The sequence below is a fragment of the Pseudomonas sp. SLBN-26 genome, from assembly GCF_006715895.1.
In the GTDB taxonomy this organism is placed as follows: Bacteria; Pseudomonadota; Gammaproteobacteria; order Pseudomonadales; family Pseudomonadaceae; genus Metapseudomonas; species Metapseudomonas otitidis.
On the sequence record NZ_VFOB01000001.1, the window covers coordinates 2,340,884 to 2,359,902 of the forward strand.

The 19,019-nt window shown below is 64.4% G+C and carries 17 protein-coding genes; 4 read left to right on the plus strand and 13 right to left on the minus strand.

Annotation, left to right across the window (positions count from 1 at the left end):
• Window positions 1–24: 24 nt before the first annotated feature.
• The 8 genes from FBY21_RS10670 to ppsA all read right to left on the minus strand — a co-directional run bounded on the left by FBY21_RS10670 (window position 25) and on the right by ppsA (window position 8,161).
• Window positions 25–1,071: an OmpA family protein gene (locus FBY21_RS10670; protein WP_044401650.1), complete on the minus strand. Its 1,047-nt coding sequence runs from the start codon at window positions 1,069–1,071 to the stop codon at window positions 25–27.
• A 108-nt stretch (window positions 1,072–1,179) separates the two neighbouring features.
• A complete protein-coding gene (sigX, locus tag FBY21_RS10675) occupies window positions 1,180–1,770 on the minus strand; it encodes an RNA polymerase sigma factor SigX (RefSeq protein ID WP_044401647.1) in 591 nt (196 codons plus the stop codon).
• Between the two features lie 87 nt (window positions 1,771–1,857).
• Entirely contained in the window at window positions 1,858–2,682 is an 825-nt protein-coding gene (locus FBY21_RS10680) for a mechanosensitive ion channel family protein (RefSeq protein WP_044401644.1), read from the minus strand.
• A 2-nt stretch (window positions 2,683–2,684) separates the two neighbouring features.
• The gene (locus FBY21_RS10685) at window positions 2,685–2,930 is read right to left on the minus strand and encodes a hypothetical protein (protein ID WP_044401640.1); all 246 of its coding nucleotides are present in this window, start codon (window positions 2,928–2,930) and stop codon (window positions 2,685–2,687) included.
• 55 nt (window positions 2,931–2,985) lie between these two features.
• A complete protein-coding gene (locus FBY21_RS10690; RefSeq protein WP_044401637.1) occupies window positions 2,986–3,981 on the minus strand; it encodes a zinc transporter ZntB in 996 nt (331 codons plus the stop codon).
• Between the two features lie 19 nt (window positions 3,982–4,000).
• The gene (gene rraA / locus FBY21_RS10695) at window positions 4,001–4,489 is read right to left on the minus strand and encodes a ribonuclease E activity regulator RraA (protein WP_074968794.1); all 489 of its coding nucleotides are present in this window, start codon (window positions 4,487–4,489) and stop codon (window positions 4,001–4,003) included.
• Between the two features lie 258 nt (window positions 4,490–4,747).
• A complete protein-coding gene (locus FBY21_RS10700; RefSeq protein ID WP_142010909.1) occupies window positions 4,748–5,728 on the minus strand; it encodes an alpha/beta fold hydrolase in 981 nt (326 codons plus the stop codon).
• A 63-nt stretch (window positions 5,729–5,791) separates the two neighbouring features.
• Complete coding sequence (gene ppsA / locus FBY21_RS10705; protein WP_044401628.1) at window positions 5,792–8,161, minus strand: phosphoenolpyruvate synthase; 2,370 nt, start codon at window positions 8,159–8,161, stop codon at window positions 5,792–5,794.
• Window positions 8,162–8,319: 158 nt separating this feature from the next.
• Between ppsA and FBY21_RS10715 the strand changes: the two genes are divergently transcribed.
• Both FBY21_RS10715 and FBY21_RS10720 read left to right on the plus strand, forming a co-directional pair.
• A complete protein-coding gene (locus FBY21_RS10715) occupies window positions 8,320–9,138 on the plus strand; it encodes a pyruvate, water dikinase regulatory protein (RefSeq protein ID WP_044401624.1) in 819 nt (272 codons plus the stop codon).
• A gap of 17 nt (window positions 9,139–9,155) precedes the next feature.
• A complete protein-coding gene (locus FBY21_RS10720; RefSeq protein WP_044401621.1) occupies window positions 9,156–9,785 on the plus strand; it encodes a LysE family translocator in 630 nt (209 codons plus the stop codon).
• A 5-nt stretch (window positions 9,786–9,790) separates the two neighbouring features.
• Here the strand turns inward: FBY21_RS10720 and prpF are convergent, their stop codons facing one another.
• The 5 genes from prpF to FBY21_RS10745 all read right to left on the minus strand — a co-directional run bounded on the left by prpF (window position 9,791) and on the right by FBY21_RS10745 (window position 16,649).
• On the minus strand, window positions 9,791–10,978 hold the full coding sequence (gene prpF, locus FBY21_RS10725; RefSeq protein ID WP_142010911.1) for a 2-methylaconitate cis-trans isomerase PrpF: 1,188 nt from the start codon (window positions 10,976–10,978) through the stop codon (window positions 9,791–9,793).
• Between the two features lie 139 nt (window positions 10,979–11,117).
• A complete protein-coding gene (gene acnD, locus FBY21_RS10730) occupies window positions 11,118–13,727 on the minus strand; it encodes a Fe/S-dependent 2-methylisocitrate dehydratase AcnD (RefSeq protein WP_174244757.1) in 2,610 nt (869 codons plus the stop codon).
• Between the two features lie 14 nt (window positions 13,728–13,741).
• Complete coding sequence (gene prpC, locus FBY21_RS10735) at window positions 13,742–14,902, minus strand: 2-methylcitrate synthase (RefSeq protein WP_074968784.1); 1,161 nt, start codon at window positions 14,900–14,902, stop codon at window positions 13,742–13,744.
• Window positions 14,903–15,027: 125 nt separating this feature from the next.
• Window positions 15,028–15,915 carry a methylisocitrate lyase gene (gene prpB, locus FBY21_RS10740; protein ID WP_142010915.1) on the minus strand — a complete coding sequence of 296 codons (888 nt, stop codon included), beginning with the start codon at window positions 15,913–15,915 and terminating at the stop codon, window positions 15,028–15,030.
• Window positions 15,912–16,649: a GntR family transcriptional regulator gene (locus FBY21_RS10745; protein ID WP_044401606.1), complete on the minus strand. Its 738-nt coding sequence runs from the start codon at window positions 16,647–16,649 to the stop codon at window positions 15,912–15,914. Before FBY21_RS10745 ends, prpB begins: the two co-directional genes overlap by 4 nt.
• A gap of 297 nt (window positions 16,650–16,946) precedes the next feature.
• Between FBY21_RS10745 and FBY21_RS10750 the strand changes: the two genes are divergently transcribed.
• Together FBY21_RS10750 and FBY21_RS10755 are read left to right on the plus strand one after the other, a co-directional pair.
• Window positions 16,947–17,486, plus strand: coding sequence for an ATP-dependent zinc protease (locus tag FBY21_RS10750; RefSeq protein ID WP_044401603.1), 540 nt, complete (start codon window positions 16,947–16,949; stop codon window positions 17,484–17,486).
• Between the two features lie 5 nt (window positions 17,487–17,491).
• Window positions 17,492–19,018: an inactive transglutaminase family protein gene (locus FBY21_RS10755; RefSeq protein ID WP_044401600.1), complete on the plus strand. Its 1,527-nt coding sequence runs from the start codon at window positions 17,492–17,494 to the stop codon at window positions 19,016–19,018.
• The last annotated feature ends 1 nt before the right edge of the window (window position 19,019 follow it).

The window sequence follows — 19,019 nt, forward strand, 5'->3', positions numbered from 1 at the left end:
GGTTTTCCTGAAGCTCAGACCAAATTACTTGGCTTGGGCTTCTACTTCAGCTTCTACGCGACGGTTAACAGCGCGGCCAGCTTCGGTGGCGTTGTCGGCAACCGGGCGGGACTCACCGTAACCAACGGCGTTGACGCGGTCAGCACCTACACCGTATTGGTTGACCAGCACTTCACGAACGGCGTTGGCACGGCGCTCGGACAGCTTCTGGTTGTAGGCGTCGGTACCAACGGAGTCGGTGTGGCCTTCAACGGTGGTGGTGGTGGCCGGGTACTGCTTCATGAAGTCAGCCAGGTTCTTGATGTCGCCGTAGCTTTCTTCCTTGACCTTGGACTTGTCGAAGTCGAACTTCACGTCCAGCTCAACACGGACCACTTCGGCAACGGCCGGGCAGCCATCGGCGTCAACGGTGACGTTGGCCGGGGTGTTCGGGCACTTGTCGACGTTGTCGCAGACGCCATCGTTGTCGCTGTCGGAGCAGACTTCGGCAACCGGAGCCGGAGCCGGCTGTGCAGCAGGCTTGGAGCCACCACCGAAGTTCACGCCAACACCTACGCCGGCAGCCCATTCGGCTTCGTTGGCGTCGATGTTGTACATGCCGTCCAGACCAGCCTTGGCGTAGAAGTTCTCGGTGAAGTAGTACTTCACGCCGGTGCCGATGTTGGCGAAGGTGCTGTGGTCACGACCGGTACGAGCCGGAACGTTGCTGATGTTCTGGTGGGCGAGACCAGCGGACACGTACGGGCGCAGACCTACACCGGGGGTACCGAAGTGGTAGATCGCATCCAGGCCAGCCTGGTTGCCTTTGATGTTCTTGTTACCAGTGTCGTTTTCCGAACGAATGTCGTGAAACTCGCCGTAGGACAGAGCCAGTTCGACGTCGTCGGTCAGGTAGTAACCAACCGAGCCGCCCAGCAGGTTGCCGTTGGACAGATCACGCGAGCTATCGGTGAAGTAGCGCTTGCCGAAAGCCTCCACCTCGACAGCGCCTTGGCCTTGCGCCAGCGCGTTCAGAGAAAATGCGGCAACGAGAGAGCCAACGGCTACGCCTAAGGTGTTTTTCAGTTTCATCCGTAAATCCCCATCTTGGTTGTCAGTAAGTTGTCGAACAATCTCAATGGACAACTTGGTCCGCAAGTTTACCAGAACTCGCTGCTCTTAGAGATTGATTTTGCCCAACTAAGTTTCGGCCGATCCTGAAAATTTTTCGCGCAAGCGATCCAGAGCGCGCTTGTACCTCATCTTGGTCGCGCTCAGGCCCATATGCATGATGTCGGCGATTTCCTGGAACTCCAGTTCCGCAACAAAACGCAATACGAGGATTTCACGATCGATCGGGTTCACATGCACCAGCCAGCGCTCGAGCCCGCCACGCTCCTCGATCTTCGGAGCCTTCTCATCGGAAGCCTCCTCGAGCGGATCGAGACTCAAGGCATCGAGCAAGCGACGCTTGCGTCGCTCTTTGCGGTACTGGGTAATGCATTCGTTGTACGTGATGCTGTAGAGCCAGGTCTTGAACTTGGATTTACCCTCGAAGTTCTTGAGGCCATATAGCACTTTGAGCATCACCTCCTGACAGACATCGTCAGCGTCTCGTTCGTTCCCCAAATATCTCGCGCACACATTGAAGAGGGTCCGCTGGTAGCGGCGCATCAGCTCCTCGTAGGCGCGAGTGACATGGAACAGCTCGACATGCGCACGCTCCACCAGCTCTTCGTCGGAGAGTTCGTGAGGGTCATAGCGCAGGGACAGCGATTGGGGTTTGTTCAAAACAGGTCGGGCCGGCAATGATCGGGAGCCGCCGGAGTGCGTGGGCGCTGATCCGGCGGCCAATATTAGCAGGGATGGCGCTTCGTGTTAGCGGCTCGTTACCCGCTGGTCGAGAAGCGTCCGGTTGGCCACCGATACCAGATCCCCCTCATCGGTGAGCAGGATGGTCTTCACGGTGCCGATCTCCTCGATCTGCCCTTCGATGTCCCCGACCTTGACCTCCTGGCCGACCTGGTAAAGCTCGCGCACATAGATCCCGGCGATGATCTGCGCGGCGATGTCACGGCTGCCAAGGCCCAGGGCCAGAGCGGCCGCCAGGCCAATGGAGATCAGCGCAATGGCGATGACGTTGTTCAGCAGGTCGGTCTTGACCTCCAACTGGCCGATGGCCACGGAGATGCTGATGAGGATGACCAAGCCCTGGGCGATGCGCCCCAGGCCATGGGCGTAGTCCAGGCCCACACCCTCCGCCGCGCCACGGACGATACCGCTGAGCAGTTGTGCCAGCAGCACGCCGGCCAGCAGCACCAGGGCGGCGCCCAGCACCTTGGGCAGGTAGAGCGCGAGCATGTCTAGGGTCGCCGAGACGCGATCAAGGCCCAAGGACTCGGCAGCGGACACCAGGAAGATGAGCAGGACGAACCAGTAGACGATCTTGCCGATCAGCGACGAAACCGGCACCTGAATGCCGACGCGGCCGAGCATCTTGGTCAGGCCGGTGCCGGCCATCAGGCGATCCAATCCCAGCTTGGCCAGCAGCTTGGAGAGCAGGGTATCCAGCAGCTTGGCGACGACGAAGCCAACCAGAACCACCACCAGCGCGCCGAAGAAGCGCGGAATGAAGCCGGCGACCGGTGTCCACACCGTGGTCATGGCGTTAACGATACCTTGGGTCCAGGGGTCGAATTCCATCTTCATTCAGCCTTGTCAGCAGAGCGTTTCGAGGAGGGGCGGCGAGATACGGGCGCCACATGCGCCGAGCCGTTGTTCAGGGCGATCATCAGGGCTTCGGCCCAGTGGCCGAGCAGGCAGAAGAGGTCGCCCACGCCAACTTGCCGGTTCGCGGTCTTGAGGACGCGACCGAGCGCCGCGCTGTCGTCATGGTCGGACGGCGCGTTGCGGAGCATGTCCCGCAGGGATTCTTCGAAGGGATCGTGCATTCGCACCTCTCGTGGGTATGTCGGCTAGACGCGGCAGGCTGGGGATGGGTCACATTCAAAGCCAGCGCAGCCGACGGAAGAGCCACCACTGGAAGGCGGCCACCCCGAGGAGGAGCAGGCACACGATGGGGAAGCCGTAGGACGCGTCGGCGCCCGGCAGCCCACCCACGTTGATGCCCAGGAGCCCGGTGATGAAGCTCATGGGAAGGAAGAAGCCGGTGATGATGCCCAGCAGGTACATGGTGCGCGTCATCCGCTCGCTCATCCGGCGGTTCTCGGACTCCAGCACCAGGGCGACCCGTTCGCGGATCATCTCCAGCTCTTCGAGGTAGCGGGTCAGGCGGTTGTTCAGCTCGTTCCAGTAGTCCGCATCGTCGGACGCGAACCAGCCGAGGCGATTGCGCACCAGCTGGCCATAGATGTCCCGCTGCGGGGAGAGGAAGCGGCGCAAGGCCGCCGCCCGCCGGCGAATCTGCAGCATCAGGTCATGATCGGGGTTGTAGCGCTCGTTGGCGTCGAGCTGCTCCTCCTGCTCATCGACCGCATCCCCCAGGTGGGCGATCAGCGCATCCACCTTGCTGGTCAGGTGCTCGGCAAGGTAGAGCAACACCTCGGATGCACTGCGCGGCCCGGTCCCGGCGCGCCACTGCTGGATCAGCTCATCGGTGGCGTGGAGGGGACGCAAGCGCAGGGAAATCACGCGACGCGCATCGGCAAAGATGCGCACCGCCACCATGTCTTCCGGCTGGGCTCCAGGATTGAGGTTGACTCCGCGAAGGAACAGCAGCAATTGCTCATCCGGCAGGGTTACCAGGCGCGGACGGGTGCTCTCTTCCAGCAGCAGGTCACAGGCGAACTCCCCCAGCCCACTGCGCTCGCGCAGCCACAGGCGCGCCAGGGGATGTCCCCGGTCCCAGTGCAGCCAGAGGCTTTCATGCGCGCCGAGCTGGAGCCCATCCAGCTCGGCGCGACTGATGGCGCGTGCACCACCCTGCCCGTCGAGCACGAATGCATGGACCAGGCCCGCGCCGGGGTTCTGCTCACCTGTCATCCTCGTGCCACCTGCCCGGTTACTCGGGCATCTTCAGCGGTTCGGGGGACACGATGATGCCGTTGTTGTCGGCATACAGGTACTGCCCCGGGCGGAAGGTCACGCCACCAAAGGTGACCGCCACATTCAGGTCGCCGATGCCGCGCTTGTCGGTCTTCATCGGGTGACTGGCCAGCGCCTGGACACCCAGGTCGGTCTGGGCGATCACGTCCACATCACGGATGCAGCCATACACCACGATGCCTTCCCAGCCATTCTTCGCGGCCTTCTCGGCGAGCATGTCGCCCAGCAGCGCGCGGCGCAGTGAGCCACCGCCGTCCACCACCAGGACCTTGCCCTGGCCGGGCTGGTCGACCTGCTCCTTGACCACCGAGTTGTCCTCGAAGCACTTGATGGTGACGATTTCGCCGCCGAAGGAATCGCGACCGCCGAAGTTGCTGAACATCGGCTCGACGACCTGTACCAGGTCAGGGTAGGCATCGCACAGATCAGGGGTGACGTATTGCATGGCGTGGCTCCTTGCGGGTCTAGAGATCGGGGCCGTCACGTTCACCGTCCTGGCAGCGGAAAGCGGTGCACAGCGCATGCACCAGCGCATTCCAGGTCGAAGGCGATCCCGTGGCGGGAACAGCGCAGCACCCTACCGACGAGGCGAGCGCCGCGCAAGGGCGCAGCACCGCCGTTACGGCGTCTTTCCGGGGCGTTGGCCAGCGGTTCAGCGACAATCAATTGCAATCGGTTTCATATAACCGAAGAAACTCCACGCTCAGGCGGGCACAGCCTGATCTGGCAGCGCCGGTAGGCTGCGATGCAAGAGCCAGTGCTCGACGAGCGGCCAGACCTCCTGCTGCGCCGACTTGCTCACCAGCATCTCCACATGACCGTAGTCCTCGGCGAAGCCGCCCTCGCGGGACAGGCAAAGGAACTCACGGACCTCGCTGCCGAACTGGTCGAGCAGCTTCCGGCAGGCCCACGCCGGGTCCTGGTGGTCCCCGGCCGAGCCCACGGCCAGCACCGGGATGCGGACATCCGCCAGCCCCTTCCACCAATCCCGCTCGGCATCACCGAAACGCCCGAACAGGCCGTGCCAGCGGAGATTCTCCAGCCCGACGCCGATGGGCTCATCCTCGGGCCCGCGCTTGAGACCGGAACCGGAGAGCACCTCGAAGCGCTTGAGCAGGAAACGCCCCAGCCACTCCACCGGCGGAACCTTGAGGGGCCAATAGACCCGGCTGATCTGGCTGCCGAACAGGGCAGCGGACGCCGCAGTCTCCTCGTCGAGGTAGCCACCTCCCAGCGCAGCAGCCAGGGTCACTCCGCCCAGGGAATGCCCCACCCAATGGGCGGGCGATCCGGACTGCTCGCGCACGAAGGCGCCAATGGCCGGCAAGTCGTAGCGGGCGTAATCAGCCACCCGGTTGTGTCGGTAGGCCTGGTTGCGAGGGGAAAGACCATGGCCGCGCATCTCGACGATCCACACATCGAAACCCGCCCTGGCCAGGAAAGGCCCCAGGCCCAGGCCACGCGGCGAGTACCAGAAGCGGCGATTGGAGAAGCTGCCGTGTACCAGTACCACGGGGATACCGCGCTGCCCTTCACGCCCGTACAGGCCCAGGCGCGTAACCACCAGCTCGACGCTGGGATCAGGGCTGTTGCCGGGCTTGAGGCGATAGAGGTCTTCCGTGAGGTCCCCACGGAGTTCGGCGCCAACCAGGGCCACCGGGAAAAGAAGACTGCTGCTTTGCATGAAAACTACTTGCACGAAAAAGGGCGGGTGATGACCCGCCCTTTTTCCGGTTGCCGTTCGGGATCAGGCTTGGCCTTCGGCCAGGAAGAACCAGGTGTCGAGCACGGAGTCGGGGTTGAGGGAGACGCTCTCGATGCCCTGCTCCATCAGCCACTTGGCCAGATCCGGGTGGTCCGACGGGCCCTGGCCACAGATGCCGATGTACTTGCCCGCCTTGTTGCACGCGGCGATGGCGTTGGACAAGAGCTTCTTCACCGCCGGATTACGCTCGTCGAACAGGTGGGCAATGATGCCGGAGTCGCGGTCCAGGCCCAGGGTCAGCTGGGTCATGTCGTTGGAGCCGATGGAGAAGCCATCGAAGAACTCCAGGAACTCCTCGGCCAGCAGGGCATTGGACGGCAGCTCGCACATCATGATGATGCGCAGGCCGTTCTCACCGCGCTTGAGGCCATAGTGGGCCAGCAGATCGATCACCTGGCTCGCCTCGCCCAGGGTACGGACGAAGGGCACCATGATCTCGACGTTGGTCAGGCCCATCTCGTTGCGCACCTTCTTCAGCGCGCGGCATTCCAGCTCGAAGCAATCGCGGAACGACTCGCTGATGTAACGGGAGGCGCCACGGAAGCCCAGCATGGGGTTCTCTTCCTCGGGCTCGTACAGCTTGCCGCCGATCAGGTTGGCGTATTCGTTGGACTTGAAGTCCGACAGGCGGACGATGACCTTCTTCGGCCAGAAGGCCGCAGCCAGGGTACTGATGCCTTCGACCAGCTTCTCGACGTAAAAGCCGACCGGATCGTCGTAGCCGGCGATGCGCTTCTCGACGCTTTCCTTGATCTCCGGCGGCAGGCCGGCGAAGTTCAACAGCGCCTTGGGGTGCACGCCGATCATGCGGTTGATGATGAACTCCAGGCGGGCCAGGCCCACGCCCTCGTTCGGCAGCTGCGCGAAGTCGAAGGCACGGTCGGGGTTGCCGACGTTCATCATGATCTTGAACGGCAGCTCCGGCATGGCGTCGACGGAGTTCTTGCGCACGTCGAAGCCCAGCTGGCCTTCGAAGATGAAGCCGGTGTCGCCCTCGGCACAGGAAACGGTCACGCCCTGGCCGTCCTTCAGCACCTGGGTGGCGTTGCCGCAGCCCACGACAGCCGGGATGCCCAGCTCACGGGCGATAATCGCAGCATGGCAGGTACGGCCGCCACGGTTGGTGACGATGGCGCTGGCGCGCTTCATCACCGGCTCCCAGTCCGGGTCGGTCATGTCGGAGACCAGCACGTCGCCCGGCTGGACCTTGTCCATCTCGGAAACGTCGTGGATCACCTTCACCGGGCCGGCGCCGATGCGCTGGCCGATGGCGCGGCCTTCCACCAGGACGGTGCCCTTTTCCTTCAGCAGGTAGCGTTCCATCACGGTGGCGCTGGCGCGGCTCTTAACGGTCTCGGGGCGGGCCTGCACGATGTACAGCTTGCCGTCGTCACCGTCCTTGGCCCATTCGATGTCCATCGGACGGCCGTAGTGCTTCTCGATGATCATGGCCTGCTTGGCCAGCTCAGTGACTTCGGCATCGGTGATGCAGAAGCGGGCGCGGTCGGCACGGTCGACATCGACGGTCTTCACCGACTTGCCGGCCTTGGCTTCGTCGCCATAGACCATCTTGATCGCCTTGCTGCCCAGGTTGCGACGCAGGATCGCGGGGCGGCCGGCTTCCAGGGTGTGCTTGTGCACGTAGAACTCGTCCGGGTTCACCGCGCCCTGCACCACGGTCTCGCCGAGGCCGTAGGCGCCGGTGATGAACACCACGTCACGGAAGCCGGACTCGGTGTCCAGGGTGAACATCACGCCGGCCGTGCCGGTTTCCGAACGCACCATGCGCTGCACACCGGCGGACAGGGCGACCAGCTTGTGGTCGAAGCCCTGGTGCACGCGGTAGGCGATGGCACGGTCATTGAAGAGGGAGGCGAAAACTTCCTTGGCGGCACGGATCACGTTGTCCACGCCACGGATGTTGAGGAAGGTCTCCTGCTGGCCGGCGAAGGAGGCATCCGGCAGGTCTTCGGCGGTGGCGGAGGAGCGCACGGCCACGGCCATGTTCTCGTTGCCAGCGGCCATTTCAGCGAACGCCGCACGGATTTCAGCGTCCAGGCGCGCCGGGAACTCGGCATCCATGACCCACTGGCGGATCTCGGCACCGGTCTTGGCCAGCGCGTTGACGTCATCCACGTCGAGCTTGTCCAGCGCATCGTGGATGCGATCGTTCAGGCCGCTCTGCTCGAGGAAGTCACGGTAGGCCTGGGCAGTCGTGGCGAAACCACCGGGAACGGAAACCCCAGCACCCGCCAGATTGCTGATCATCTCGCCCAGGGATGCGTTCTTGCCCCCCACATGCTCAACATCGTGGACGCCGAGCTTATCGAGGGAAACTACGTACTCTACCAAGGTGATCTCTCCACTATCTGTTGGAATAGCTGGGCGGAGCGGTTCCGCCGCGTTCTGGCATGGTGCCGGAAAAATGAGTCACAATGCAGGCCGGCTTCAGGCCAGCAAAACGGACCTATGATAGCCAAGAATCGTTCCCGACTTAAGGCCTTTGGCGCATGAAACGAACCGCTTTTTTCATCTCCGACGGTACCGGCATTACCGCTGAAACCCTCGGACAGAGCCTGCTGGCGCAGTTCGAAACCATCACGTTCGCAAAGCTCACGCGGCCCTACATCGACAGCGTGGAAAAAGCGCGCGCCATGGTACAGCAAATCAATAAGGCTGCCGAGGCAGACGGGGCGCGACCGATTATCTTCGACACCATCGTGAACAAGGAGATCCGGGAAATTCTCGCGACCTCCAACGGCTTCATGATCGACATCTTCTCGACCTTCCTCGCGCCGCTGGAACAGGAGCTCACCTCCCATTCCTCGTACTCCGTGGGCAAGTCCCACTCCATCGCCCACAACTCCAACTACATGGAGCGCATCGAGGCGGTGAACTTCGCGCTGGACAACGACGACGGTGCCCGCACCCACTACTACGACAAGGCCGACCTGATTCTGGTCGGCGTGTCGCGCTGCGGCAAAACGCCCACCTGCCTGTACATGGCGATGCAGTACGGCATCCGCGCGGCCAACTACCCGCTGACCGAAGAGGACATGGAGCGCCTGCAGCTTCCCAATGCCCTGCGCCCCTACAAGCACAAGCTGTTCGGCCTGACCATCGACCCCGACCGCCTCACCGCCATCCGCAACGAACGCAAGCCCAACAGCCGCTACGCGAGCTTCGCCCAGTGCGAATTCGAGGTGCGCGAGGTGGAAAACCTGTTCCGCCGGGAAAACATCGCCTACATCAACTCCACCCATTTCTCGGTGGAGGAGATTTCCGCGAAGATCCTCGTCGAAAAAGGCGTTGAGCGCCGCCTCAAGTAATCTGTCACGAGCCCGTCATGACCCTCAACGATGCCCTGCTGTTCGCCCCGATCGCGCTGCTGATCGCGATCACGCCGGGCCCCAACAACTTCTGCGCGATGAACAACGGCATCCGCCACGGCATGGCGACCGCCGTACTGGCCACCACAGGGCGAGTGATTGCGTTCGCCTTCTTCCTGCTCATTTCGGCGGTCGGCCTCGGCGCCATGCTGATGGCCTCCGAACAGCTGTTCAGCGCGGTCAAGTGGGTCGGCGCTGCCTACCTGCTCTACCTGGGCGTCAGCGCCTGGCGTAGCCGCGCCTTCGCCCTGGACGAACAGCAAAGCCCGACGCAATCAAGACGCACCTTGTGGCTGGCGATGCGCCAGGAGTTTCTCATCGGCATCAGCAATCCCAAGGCCATCCTGCTGTTCGCGGCGATCTTCCCGCAGTTCATCCGCCCCGATCAGCCGGCCGCCGAACAGTTTCTCTACCTGGGCACGACCTATCTGCTGGCCGAATATGCGGCTTCGTTGCTCTATGCACTGTTCGGCCTGCAGATTCGCCGCCTGATTCGTAGCGCCCGCGGCGTGCGCAACCTCAACCGCACCACCGGCGCCTTCTTTGTCGGCGCCGGCGGCCTGTTGCTGGGTACCAGCCAGCACTGAGCGACTCAGAAACTGTCGCCCGGCACCCGCACCCAGCCTTCCATCAATATCCGCGCGCTGCGGCTCATGATTGCCTTGGTCACCTGCCACTGGCCGTCCACCTGCCGGGCTTCGGCGCCCACGCGCAGGGTGCCTGAAGGGTGTCCGAAACGTACCGCCGTGCGCTCGCCACCGCCGGCGGCCAGGTTCACCAGGGTCCCGGGGATGGCCGCCGCGGTGCCGATGGCCACCGCCGCCGTGCCCATCATCGCGTGGTGCAGCTTGCCCATGGACAGCGCCCGCACCAGCAGGTCGATCTCGTCGGCCTTCACCGTCTTGCCGCTGGAGGCCTGATAGTCCCTGGGCGGCGCGACGAACGCGACCTTCGGCGTGTGCTGGCGGGTCAGCGCCTCTTCGGGGGACTTGATCAGCCCCATGCGCAGCGCGCCGGCGACGCGGATCTTCTCGAAGCGCGCCAGCGCCTCGGGGTCGCCATTGATGGCCTCGCGCAGCTCGGTGCCGGTGTAGCCGATGTCCTCGGCGTTGACGAACACCGTGGGAATGCCGGCGGTGATCAGGGTCGCCTTGAAGGTGCCGACGCCCGGCACGTCCAGCTCATCCACCAGGTTGCCGGTGGGGAACATCGAGCCGCCCTCCTCGCCGTCATCCGACGGGTCGAGGAACTCCAGCACGATCTCCGCCGCCGGGAAGGTCACCCCATCCAGCTCGAAGTCGCCGGTTTCCTGCACCTGGCCGTTGGTGACCGGTACGTGGGCGATGATGGTTTTCTGGATATTGGCCTGCCAGATACGCACCACGCAGGTGCCGTTGGCCGGAATACGTGACGGGTCCACCAGCCCGGCATGAATGGCGAAGGCGCCCGCCGCGGTGGACAAATTGCCGCAGTTGCCGCTCCAGTCGACGAAGGCCTTGTCGATGGAGACCTGCCCGTAGAGGTAGTCGACATCGTGCCCTGGCTGGCTGCTCTTCGACAGGATCACGCACTTGCTGGTGCTGGAGGTCGCCCCGCCCATGCCGTCGATGTGCGCGGCGTAGGGATCGGGGCTGCCGATCACCCGCATGAACAGCCGGTCACGGGCCTCGCCCGGCACCTGGCAGGCCTCGGGCAGGTCCTGCAGGCGGAAGAACACGCCCTTGCTGGTGCCGCCACGGATGTAGGTGGCGGGGATTTTCACTTGCGGCAGATGAGCCATGAGTGCAGTCCTGAGAAATGGCCCGTATGTCATCCGGGCTAAGCCTTCAATCAATGAGCCGTAGGGTGGATGGCGCTTTTTCCATCCACCATTGGCAAGTACCACGGTGGATGGATGAGGCGCCCTCCACCCTGCGCAGTCAGGCGACCTCGCCCTTGAGGAAGTCCCTGGCAAAGCGCTGCAGCACGCCACCGGCCTTGTACACGCTGACGTCGGCGGCGGTGTCCAGGCGGCAGGTCACCGGCACCCGCACCACCTCGCCGTTGCGGCGATTGACCACCAGGGTCAGGTCGCAGCGCGGCGAAATGTCGCCTTCGACGTCGTAGGTCTCGGTGCCGTCCAGGCCCAGGGTCAGGCGCGTGGTGCCCGGCTTGAACTCCACCGGCAGCACGCCCATGCCCACCAGGTTGGTCCGGTGGATGCGCTCGAAGCCCTCGGCCACGATCACTTCCACACCCGCCAGGCGCACGCCCTTGGCCGCCCAGTCGCGGGACGAGCCCTGTCCGTAGTCGGCACCAGCGACGATGATCAGGTTCTGCTTGCGGTTCATGTAGGTCTCGATGGCTTCCCACATGCGCATCACCTGGCCTTCCGGCTCCACGCGGGCCAGCGAGCCCTTCTTCACCTGCCCGTCGACCACGGCCATCTCGTTGACCAGCTGCGGGTTGGCGAAGGTGGCGCGCTGGGCCGTCAGGTGGTCGCCACGGTGGGTGGCGTAGGAGTTGAAGTCCTCCTCCGGTAGGCCCATTTTCGCCAGGTACTCGCCGGCGGCCGAGTCCGCCAGGATGGCGTTGGACGGCGACAGGTGGTCGGTGGTGATGTTGTCCGGCAGGATCGCCAACGGCCGCATGCCCTTGAGCGTGCGCTCGCCGGCCAGCGCGCCTTCCCAGTACGGGGGACGGCGGATGTAGGTGGACATCGGACGCCAGTCGTACAGCGGGCTTTCCGCCTCCTGCACGCTGCCCAGGTCGAACATCGGGATGTAGATCTGCTTGAACTGCTCGGGCTTCACCGAGGCGGCGACGATGGCGTCGATCTCCTCGTCGCTCGGCCACAGGTCCTTCAGCGTGACGGGGTTGCCCTGGGTATCGGTGCCCAGCGGGTCCTGCTCGATGTCGAAGCGCACGGTGCCGGCGATGGCATAGGCCACCACCAGCGGTGGCGAGGCGAGGAAGGCCTGCTTGGCGTAGGGGTGGATGCGCCCGTCGAAGTTGCGGTTGCCCGAAAGCACGGCGGTGGCGTACAGGTCACGGTCGATGATCTCCTTCTGGATCACCGGGTCCAGCGCGCCGGACATGCCGTTACAGGTGGTGCAGGCGTAGGCGACGATGCCAAAGCCGAGCTTCTCCAGCTCCGGTAGCAGGCCGGCTTCCTCCAGGTACAGCTTGGCGACCTTGGAGCCCGGCGCGAAGGAGGTCTTCACCCAGGGCTTGCGCACCAGGCCGAGGGCATTGGCCTTCTTCGCCACCAGACCGGCGGCGATCACGTTGCGCGGGTTGGAGGTGTTGGTGCAGCTGGTGATGGCAGCGATGATCACCGCGCCATCGGGCATCAGGCCCTTCGCCTCTTCGTCACGACCGGCCTGCAGCTTGGCCTCGTCGGCGATGCCGCGCTCGGCCAGCGCCGAGGTCGGCAGGCGGCGGTGCGGGTTGGACGGGCCGGCCATGTTGCGCACCACGCTGCCCAGGTCGAAGCTCAGCACGCGCTCGTACTCGGCGGTCTTCAGCGCGCTGCTCCACAGCCCCAAGGTCTTGGCGTAGTTCTCCACCAGCGCCACCTGCTCGGGCTCGCGGCCGGTGAGCTTGAGGTAGTCGATGGTCTGCTCGTCGATGTAGAACATCGAGGCGGTGGCGCCGTATTCCGGGCACATGTTGGAGATGGTCGCGCGGTCGCCGATGGATAGGCTGTCCGCCCCCTCGCCGAAGAACTCGACGTAGGCGCCCACCACGCGCTCCTTGCGCAGGAACTCGGTGATCGCCAGGACGATGTCGGTGGCGGTGATTCCGGGCTGACGCTTGCCGGTCAGTTCGACACCGACGATGTCGGGCAGGCGCATCATCGACGGGTGGCCGAGCATCACGGTTTCGGCTTCCAGGCCGCCGACGCCGATGGCGATCACGCCCAGGGCGTCCACGTGCGGCGTGTGCGAGTCGGTGCCGACGCAGGTGTCGGGGAAGGCGATGCCGCCCCGCGCCTGGATCACCGGGCTCATCTTCTCCAGGTTGATCTGGTGCATGATCCCGTTCCCGGCAGGGATCACGTCGACGTTCTTGAACGCGGTTTTCGTCCAGTCGATGAAGTGGAAGCGGTCCTCGTTGCGGCGGTCCTCGATGGCGCGGTTCTTCTCGAAGGCGTCCGGGTCGAAGCCCGGGGCCTCGACGGCCAGGGAGTGGTCGACGATCAACTGGGTCGGCACCACCGGGTTGACCTTGGACGGGTCCCCGCCCTGCTCGGCGATGGCATCACGCAGGCCGGCCAGGTCCACCAGCGCGGTCTGCCCGAGGATGTCGTGGCAGACCACGCGCGCCGGGTACCAGGGGAAATCCAGGTCGCGCTTACGATAAACCAGCTGCTCCAGCGATGCGGTCAGGTCGGCGGGCTCGCAACGGCGCACCAGCTGCTCGGCCAGCACGCGGGAGGTGTAGGGGAGCTTGTCCCAGGCGCCGGCCTGGATCGCCTCGACCGCCTCGCGGGCGTCGAAGTAATCCAGCGCGGTGCCGGGCAAGCGCTTGCGGTAGTGGCTGTTCACGGTCGTGGTCATTGTTATTTACGGTCCTTGAGCGGCACGAACTTCAGGTCTTCGGGGCCTGTGTAGTTGGCGCTCGGGCGGATGATCTTGCCGTCGATGCGCTGTTCGATGACGTGGCTGGACCAGCCCGAGGTGCGGGCGATCACGAACAGCGGGGTGAACATGGCGGTGGGCACGCCCATCATGTGGTAGCTGACGGCGCTGAACCAATCGAGGTTGGGGAACATCTTCTTGATTTCCCACATGGTGCTTTCCAGGCGCTCGGCGATGTCGAACATCTTGGTGTTGCCCTGCTCCACGGAGAGCTCGCGGGCCACTTCCTTGATCACCTTGTTGCGCGGGTCGGAGACGGTGTAGACCGGGTGGCCGAAGCCGATGATCACTTCCTTCTTCTCGACACGGGCGCGGATGTCGGCCTCGGCCTCATCCGGGCTGTCATAGCGCTTCTGCACTTCGAAGGCCACCTCGTTGGCGCCGCCATGCTTGGGCCCGCGCAGGGCGCCGATGGCGCCGGCGATGCAGGAGTACATGTCCGAGCCGGTGCCGGCGATCACCCGCGAGGTGAAGGTAGAGGCGTTGAACTCGTGCTCGGCGTACAGGTTCAGCGAGGTGTGCATGGCGCGCACCCAGGATTCGCGGGGCTTCTCGCCATGCAGCAGGTGCAGGAAGTGGCCGCCGATGGAGTCGTCGTCGGTCTCCACCTCGATGCGCTTGCCGTTGTGGCTGTAGTGGTACCAGTACAGCAGCGCGGAACCCAGGGAGGCCATCAGCTTGTCGGCGATGTCGCGGGCGCCGGGGTGGTTGTGGTCGTCCTTCTCCGGCGACAGGCAGCCCAGCACGGAGACGGCGGTGCGCATCACGTCCATCGGGTGGGCGGAAGGCGGCAACTGCTCAAGCGCGGCCTTGACGCCAGCGGGCAGGCCGCGCAGGGCCTTCAGCTTGGCCTTGTAGCCGGCCAGTTCGGCGACGTTGGGCAGCTTGCCGTGGACCAGCAGGTGGGCGATCTCTTCGAATTCGCAGCGGTTGGCGAAATCCAGCACGTCGTAGCCCCGGTAGTGCAGGTCGTTGCCGGTACGGCCAACGGTGCACAGGGCGGTGTTGCCGGCGGCGGTGCCGGAAAGGGCCACGGATTTCTTCGGCTTGAAGCCCGGAGTGGTGGTTTCGGTGGTGCTCATCGGTATCTCCTCGAGTCTTTTTGTTCTGTTGCGCACTGAGCAGGGTGGGCCGGGCGGCGATCGGCTTCAGCCCACCAACAGCGCTGACACGGTGGGCTGAAGCCCACCCTACGACCTTGCTGGTTCTACTTCTTGCCGGCGGCGAACAGCGCGTCGAGCTTCTGCTCGAAGGCGTGGTAGCCGATGCGGTCATACAGCTCCGCGCGGGTCTGCATCAGCTCGATCACGTCCTTCTGGTGGCCGCTCTGGCGAATGGCGGTGTACACGGTTTCCGCCGCCTTGTTCGCCGCGCGGAAGGCCGACAGCGGGTAGAGCTGGATGGCCACGCCAACCGAGGCCAGCTCGTCACGGGTGAACAGCGGGGTGGCGCCGAACTCGGTGATGTTGGCCAGCACCGGCACGTTCAGTTCCTTGACGAAACGCGCGTAGGTGGGCAGGTCGTAGGCGGCCTCGGCGAAGATGCCGTCGGCGCCGGCCTCCACATAGCGCTGGCAGCGCTCGATGGCGGCGTCCACGCCCTCGGCCTGGATGGCATCGGTGCGGGCGATGAGGAAGAAGTCCGGATCAGTCCGGGCGTCAGCGGCGGCGCGCACGCGGTCGACCATCTCCTCGCAGGAGACGATTTCCTTGCCCGGGCGGTGGCCGCAGCGCTTGGCGCCCACCTGGTCCTCGATGTGCGCCGCGGCGGCACCGGCCTTGATCAGGCTCTTCACCGTGCGCTCGATGTTGAAGGCGCTCGGGCCGAAGCCGGTGTCGATGTCCACCAGCAGCGGCAGGTCGCAGACATCGGTGATGCGGCGCACGTCGGTGAGCACGTCGTCCAGGGTGTTGATGCCCAGGTCCGGCAGGCCCAGGGAGCCGGCCGCCACGCCACCACCGGAGAGGTAGATGGCACGGAAACCGGCACGCTTGGCCAGCAGCGCATGGTTGGCGTTGATCGCACCGATCACCTGCAGCGGGCTTTCTTCGGCAAGGGCCTGGCGGAAACGCTGGCCGGCGGAGAGCTGGGTCATGAATCACCTCGGGTGTGGGAGGGGTTGGCGAGCGCGTCCTGCCCGTTCTGGGAGCCGTAGTGGCGCTCGATGTTTCGCTTGGAGGCGCCGATGTGACGGCGCATCAGCAACTCGGCCAGCTCGCCGTCTCGGTCGGCGATGGCGTCGAGAATGCGGTGGTGTTCGGCAAAGGCCTGGCGCGGGCGGTTCGGCGTGGCGGAGAACTGGATGCGGTACATGCGCACCAGTTGGTACAGCTCGCCGCAGAGCATGCGGGTCAGGGTCTGGTTGCCGCTGCCCTGGATGATCCGGTAGTGGAAGTCGAAGTCGCCTTCCTGCTGGTAGTAGCCACGCCCGGCCTGGAAGGCCTCATCGCGCTCATGGGTATCCAGCACCCGGCGCAGTTCGTCGATCTCCGCCTGGGTCATGCGCTCGGCAGCCAGGCGGCAGGCCATGCCTTCGAGGGACTCGCGGATCTCGTACAGCTCGATCAGCTCGGTGGGGCTCAGCGACACCACCCGCGCGCCGACATGGGGCACGCGCACCAGCAGCTTCTGCCCTTCCAGACGATGGATGGCCTCGCGCAGCGGGCCGCGGCTGATGCCGTAGGTGCGCGCCAGCTCCGGCTCGGAGATCTTGCTGCCCGGCGCAATCTCGCCCCGGATGATGGCGGCCTGGATACGACGGAAGACGTGCTCGGAGAGGGTTTCCGAGTCTTCGGTCACAGCCAGGGGAGTTTCCAGGGTGGCAGCCATGATTGTCGACACATTCAATTTCAGACGCACCGAAAAGTACGCCCAAGGCCATTTACTGTCAAACCAAAGACCCACATTGTCGACAATGGTCGAGTGTCGCGAAAAATTCATATAAAGGCGCCACCGCCTTCACAAAGCGCGCGGGCCGTCTGTCGCCGCAGAAAACCCACATGCTAGAATGCGCGCCTCATGCGCCTGGCGAGGCGCCACCGTTTTGCTTGCTAGACTCTTTCGCCAGACGCCGGGGCCATGGTCCTTGCGCCGGGCATCAGGATCCCGAACCGCATCCAAGGACCCATGACTTACAAGCCACTAGCCCTGCTCCTGTGCCTGGCGAGCCTGCCAGGCCTCAGCCTCGCCAACGGCAAGACCGTCTACGGTCTGAACGAATACGCCCGCCTTTCCGACCTTGACCTGGTGATCGCCGCCAAGCTGGACACCGGGGCCAAGACCGCCTCCCTCAGCGCCCGCGACATCAAGCGTTTCAAGAAGAACGGAGAGTCGTGGGTACGCTTCTACCTGGCCATCGACGACGCCCACGCCCACCCGATCGAGCGCCCCCTGGCGCGCATCAGCAAGATCAAGCGGCGTGCCGGCGACTACGACCCCGAGGAAGACGACAACCGTTACACCGCACGCCCGGTCATCGAGCTGGACGTGTGCATGGGCGGCGCCCTGCGGCGGATCGAAGTGAACCTCACCGACCGAAGCGCTTTCCAATACCCGCTCCTGATCGGTTCCGAGGCACTCAAGCGCTTCGATGCACTGGTCGACCCGAGCCTTAAATACGCTGCCGGCCAACCCGGCTGTGCCACTGACGCAAACGCTGCCGAGTAACTCACATGCGCTCTCTTACCCTGCATCTGAAAGTCCTCATCACCCTGCTGGTGACCCTGGGCGTTCTGATAACGGCCTACCAGATCTTCATTCAGGGCATCCCGATCACCGAGGATGAGACCGACGACCTCTGGAACATCGACGCCAAGGTCGAATTCCAGGCCAGCCCGCGCGACCCGATCAAGGTGCAGATGTTCGTGCCGCCGCTGAACCGGGACTACGTCAGCCTCAACGAGAGCTTCATCTCCAACAACTACGGCGTGAGCATCAACCGCGTGGACGGCAACCGCAAGGTGACCTGGTCCGCCCGCCGTGCCAGTGGCAACCAGACCCTCTACTACCGTCTGGTGCTGACCAAGCGCTACAGCGGCGAGAAGCCCAAGGACAAGGGGCCGATCTTCCGCGACAGCATCCCGGTGGAAGGCGCCGAGAAGATCGCCGCCGAAGCCCTGCTGGCCCCCATCCGCCAGCACTCGGCGGACGTCGAGACCTTCATCAGCGAGACCATCAAGCGCGTCAACAACGTCAACGATGACAACGTCAAGCTGCTGCTCGGCGGCGACGCCGGCACGCCGAACAAGGCCAAGGTCATCGAACTGCTGCTGTCCATCGCCCACGTCCCGATGGAGCGCGTGCACACCATCCGCCTGGCCGCCGACCAGCCGCAGAGCCCCGAGCTCTGGCTGCGCAGCTTCAACGGCGAGAGCTGGCTCTACTTCAACCCCGAGACCGGCCAGCAGGGCCTGCCGGGTGACCGTCTGGTGTGGTGGACCGGCGACGAGCCGCTGATCACCGTCGACGGCGGCAAGAAGGCCCAGGTGACCTTCAGCCTGAACAACAGCGAGATGAACGCCATCCGCCTGGCCAAGCTGACTGACGAGAACACCGACGCCGACTTCCTCGAATACTCCCTGTACGGCCTGCCGCTGCAGACCCAGCAGACCTACCAGATCATGATCATGATCCCGATCGGCGTGCTGGTGATCCTCATCCTGCGCAACCTAGGTGGCCTACAGACCCTCGGCACCTTCACCCCGGTGCTGATCGCCCTGGCCTTCCGCGAGACCCAGTTGGGCTTCGGCATCGCCCTGTTCACCATCATCACGGCGCTGGGCCTGTCGCTGCGCTCCTACCTGGAGCACCTCAAGCTGCAGATGCTGCCGCGCCTGTCGGTGGTACTGACGTTCGTGGTGATCCTCATCGCGGTGATCAGCCTGCTCAGCCACAAGCTCGGCCTGGAGCGCGGCCTGTCCGTCGCCCTGTTCCCGATGGTGATCCTGACCATGACCATCGAGCGCCTGTCCATCACCTGGGAAGAGCGCGGCGGTGGCCATGCCTTCAAGGTCGCCATCGGTACGCTGTTCGCCGCCACCCTGGCGCACCTGCTGATGACCGTGCCGGAGCTGACCTACTTCATCTTCACCTTCCCGGCGGTGCTGCTGATCCTGGTGGGCTTCATGCTGGCGATGGGTCGCTACCGCGGCTACCGCCTGACCGAACTGTTCCGCTTCAAAGCCTTCGTGAAGGACTGAG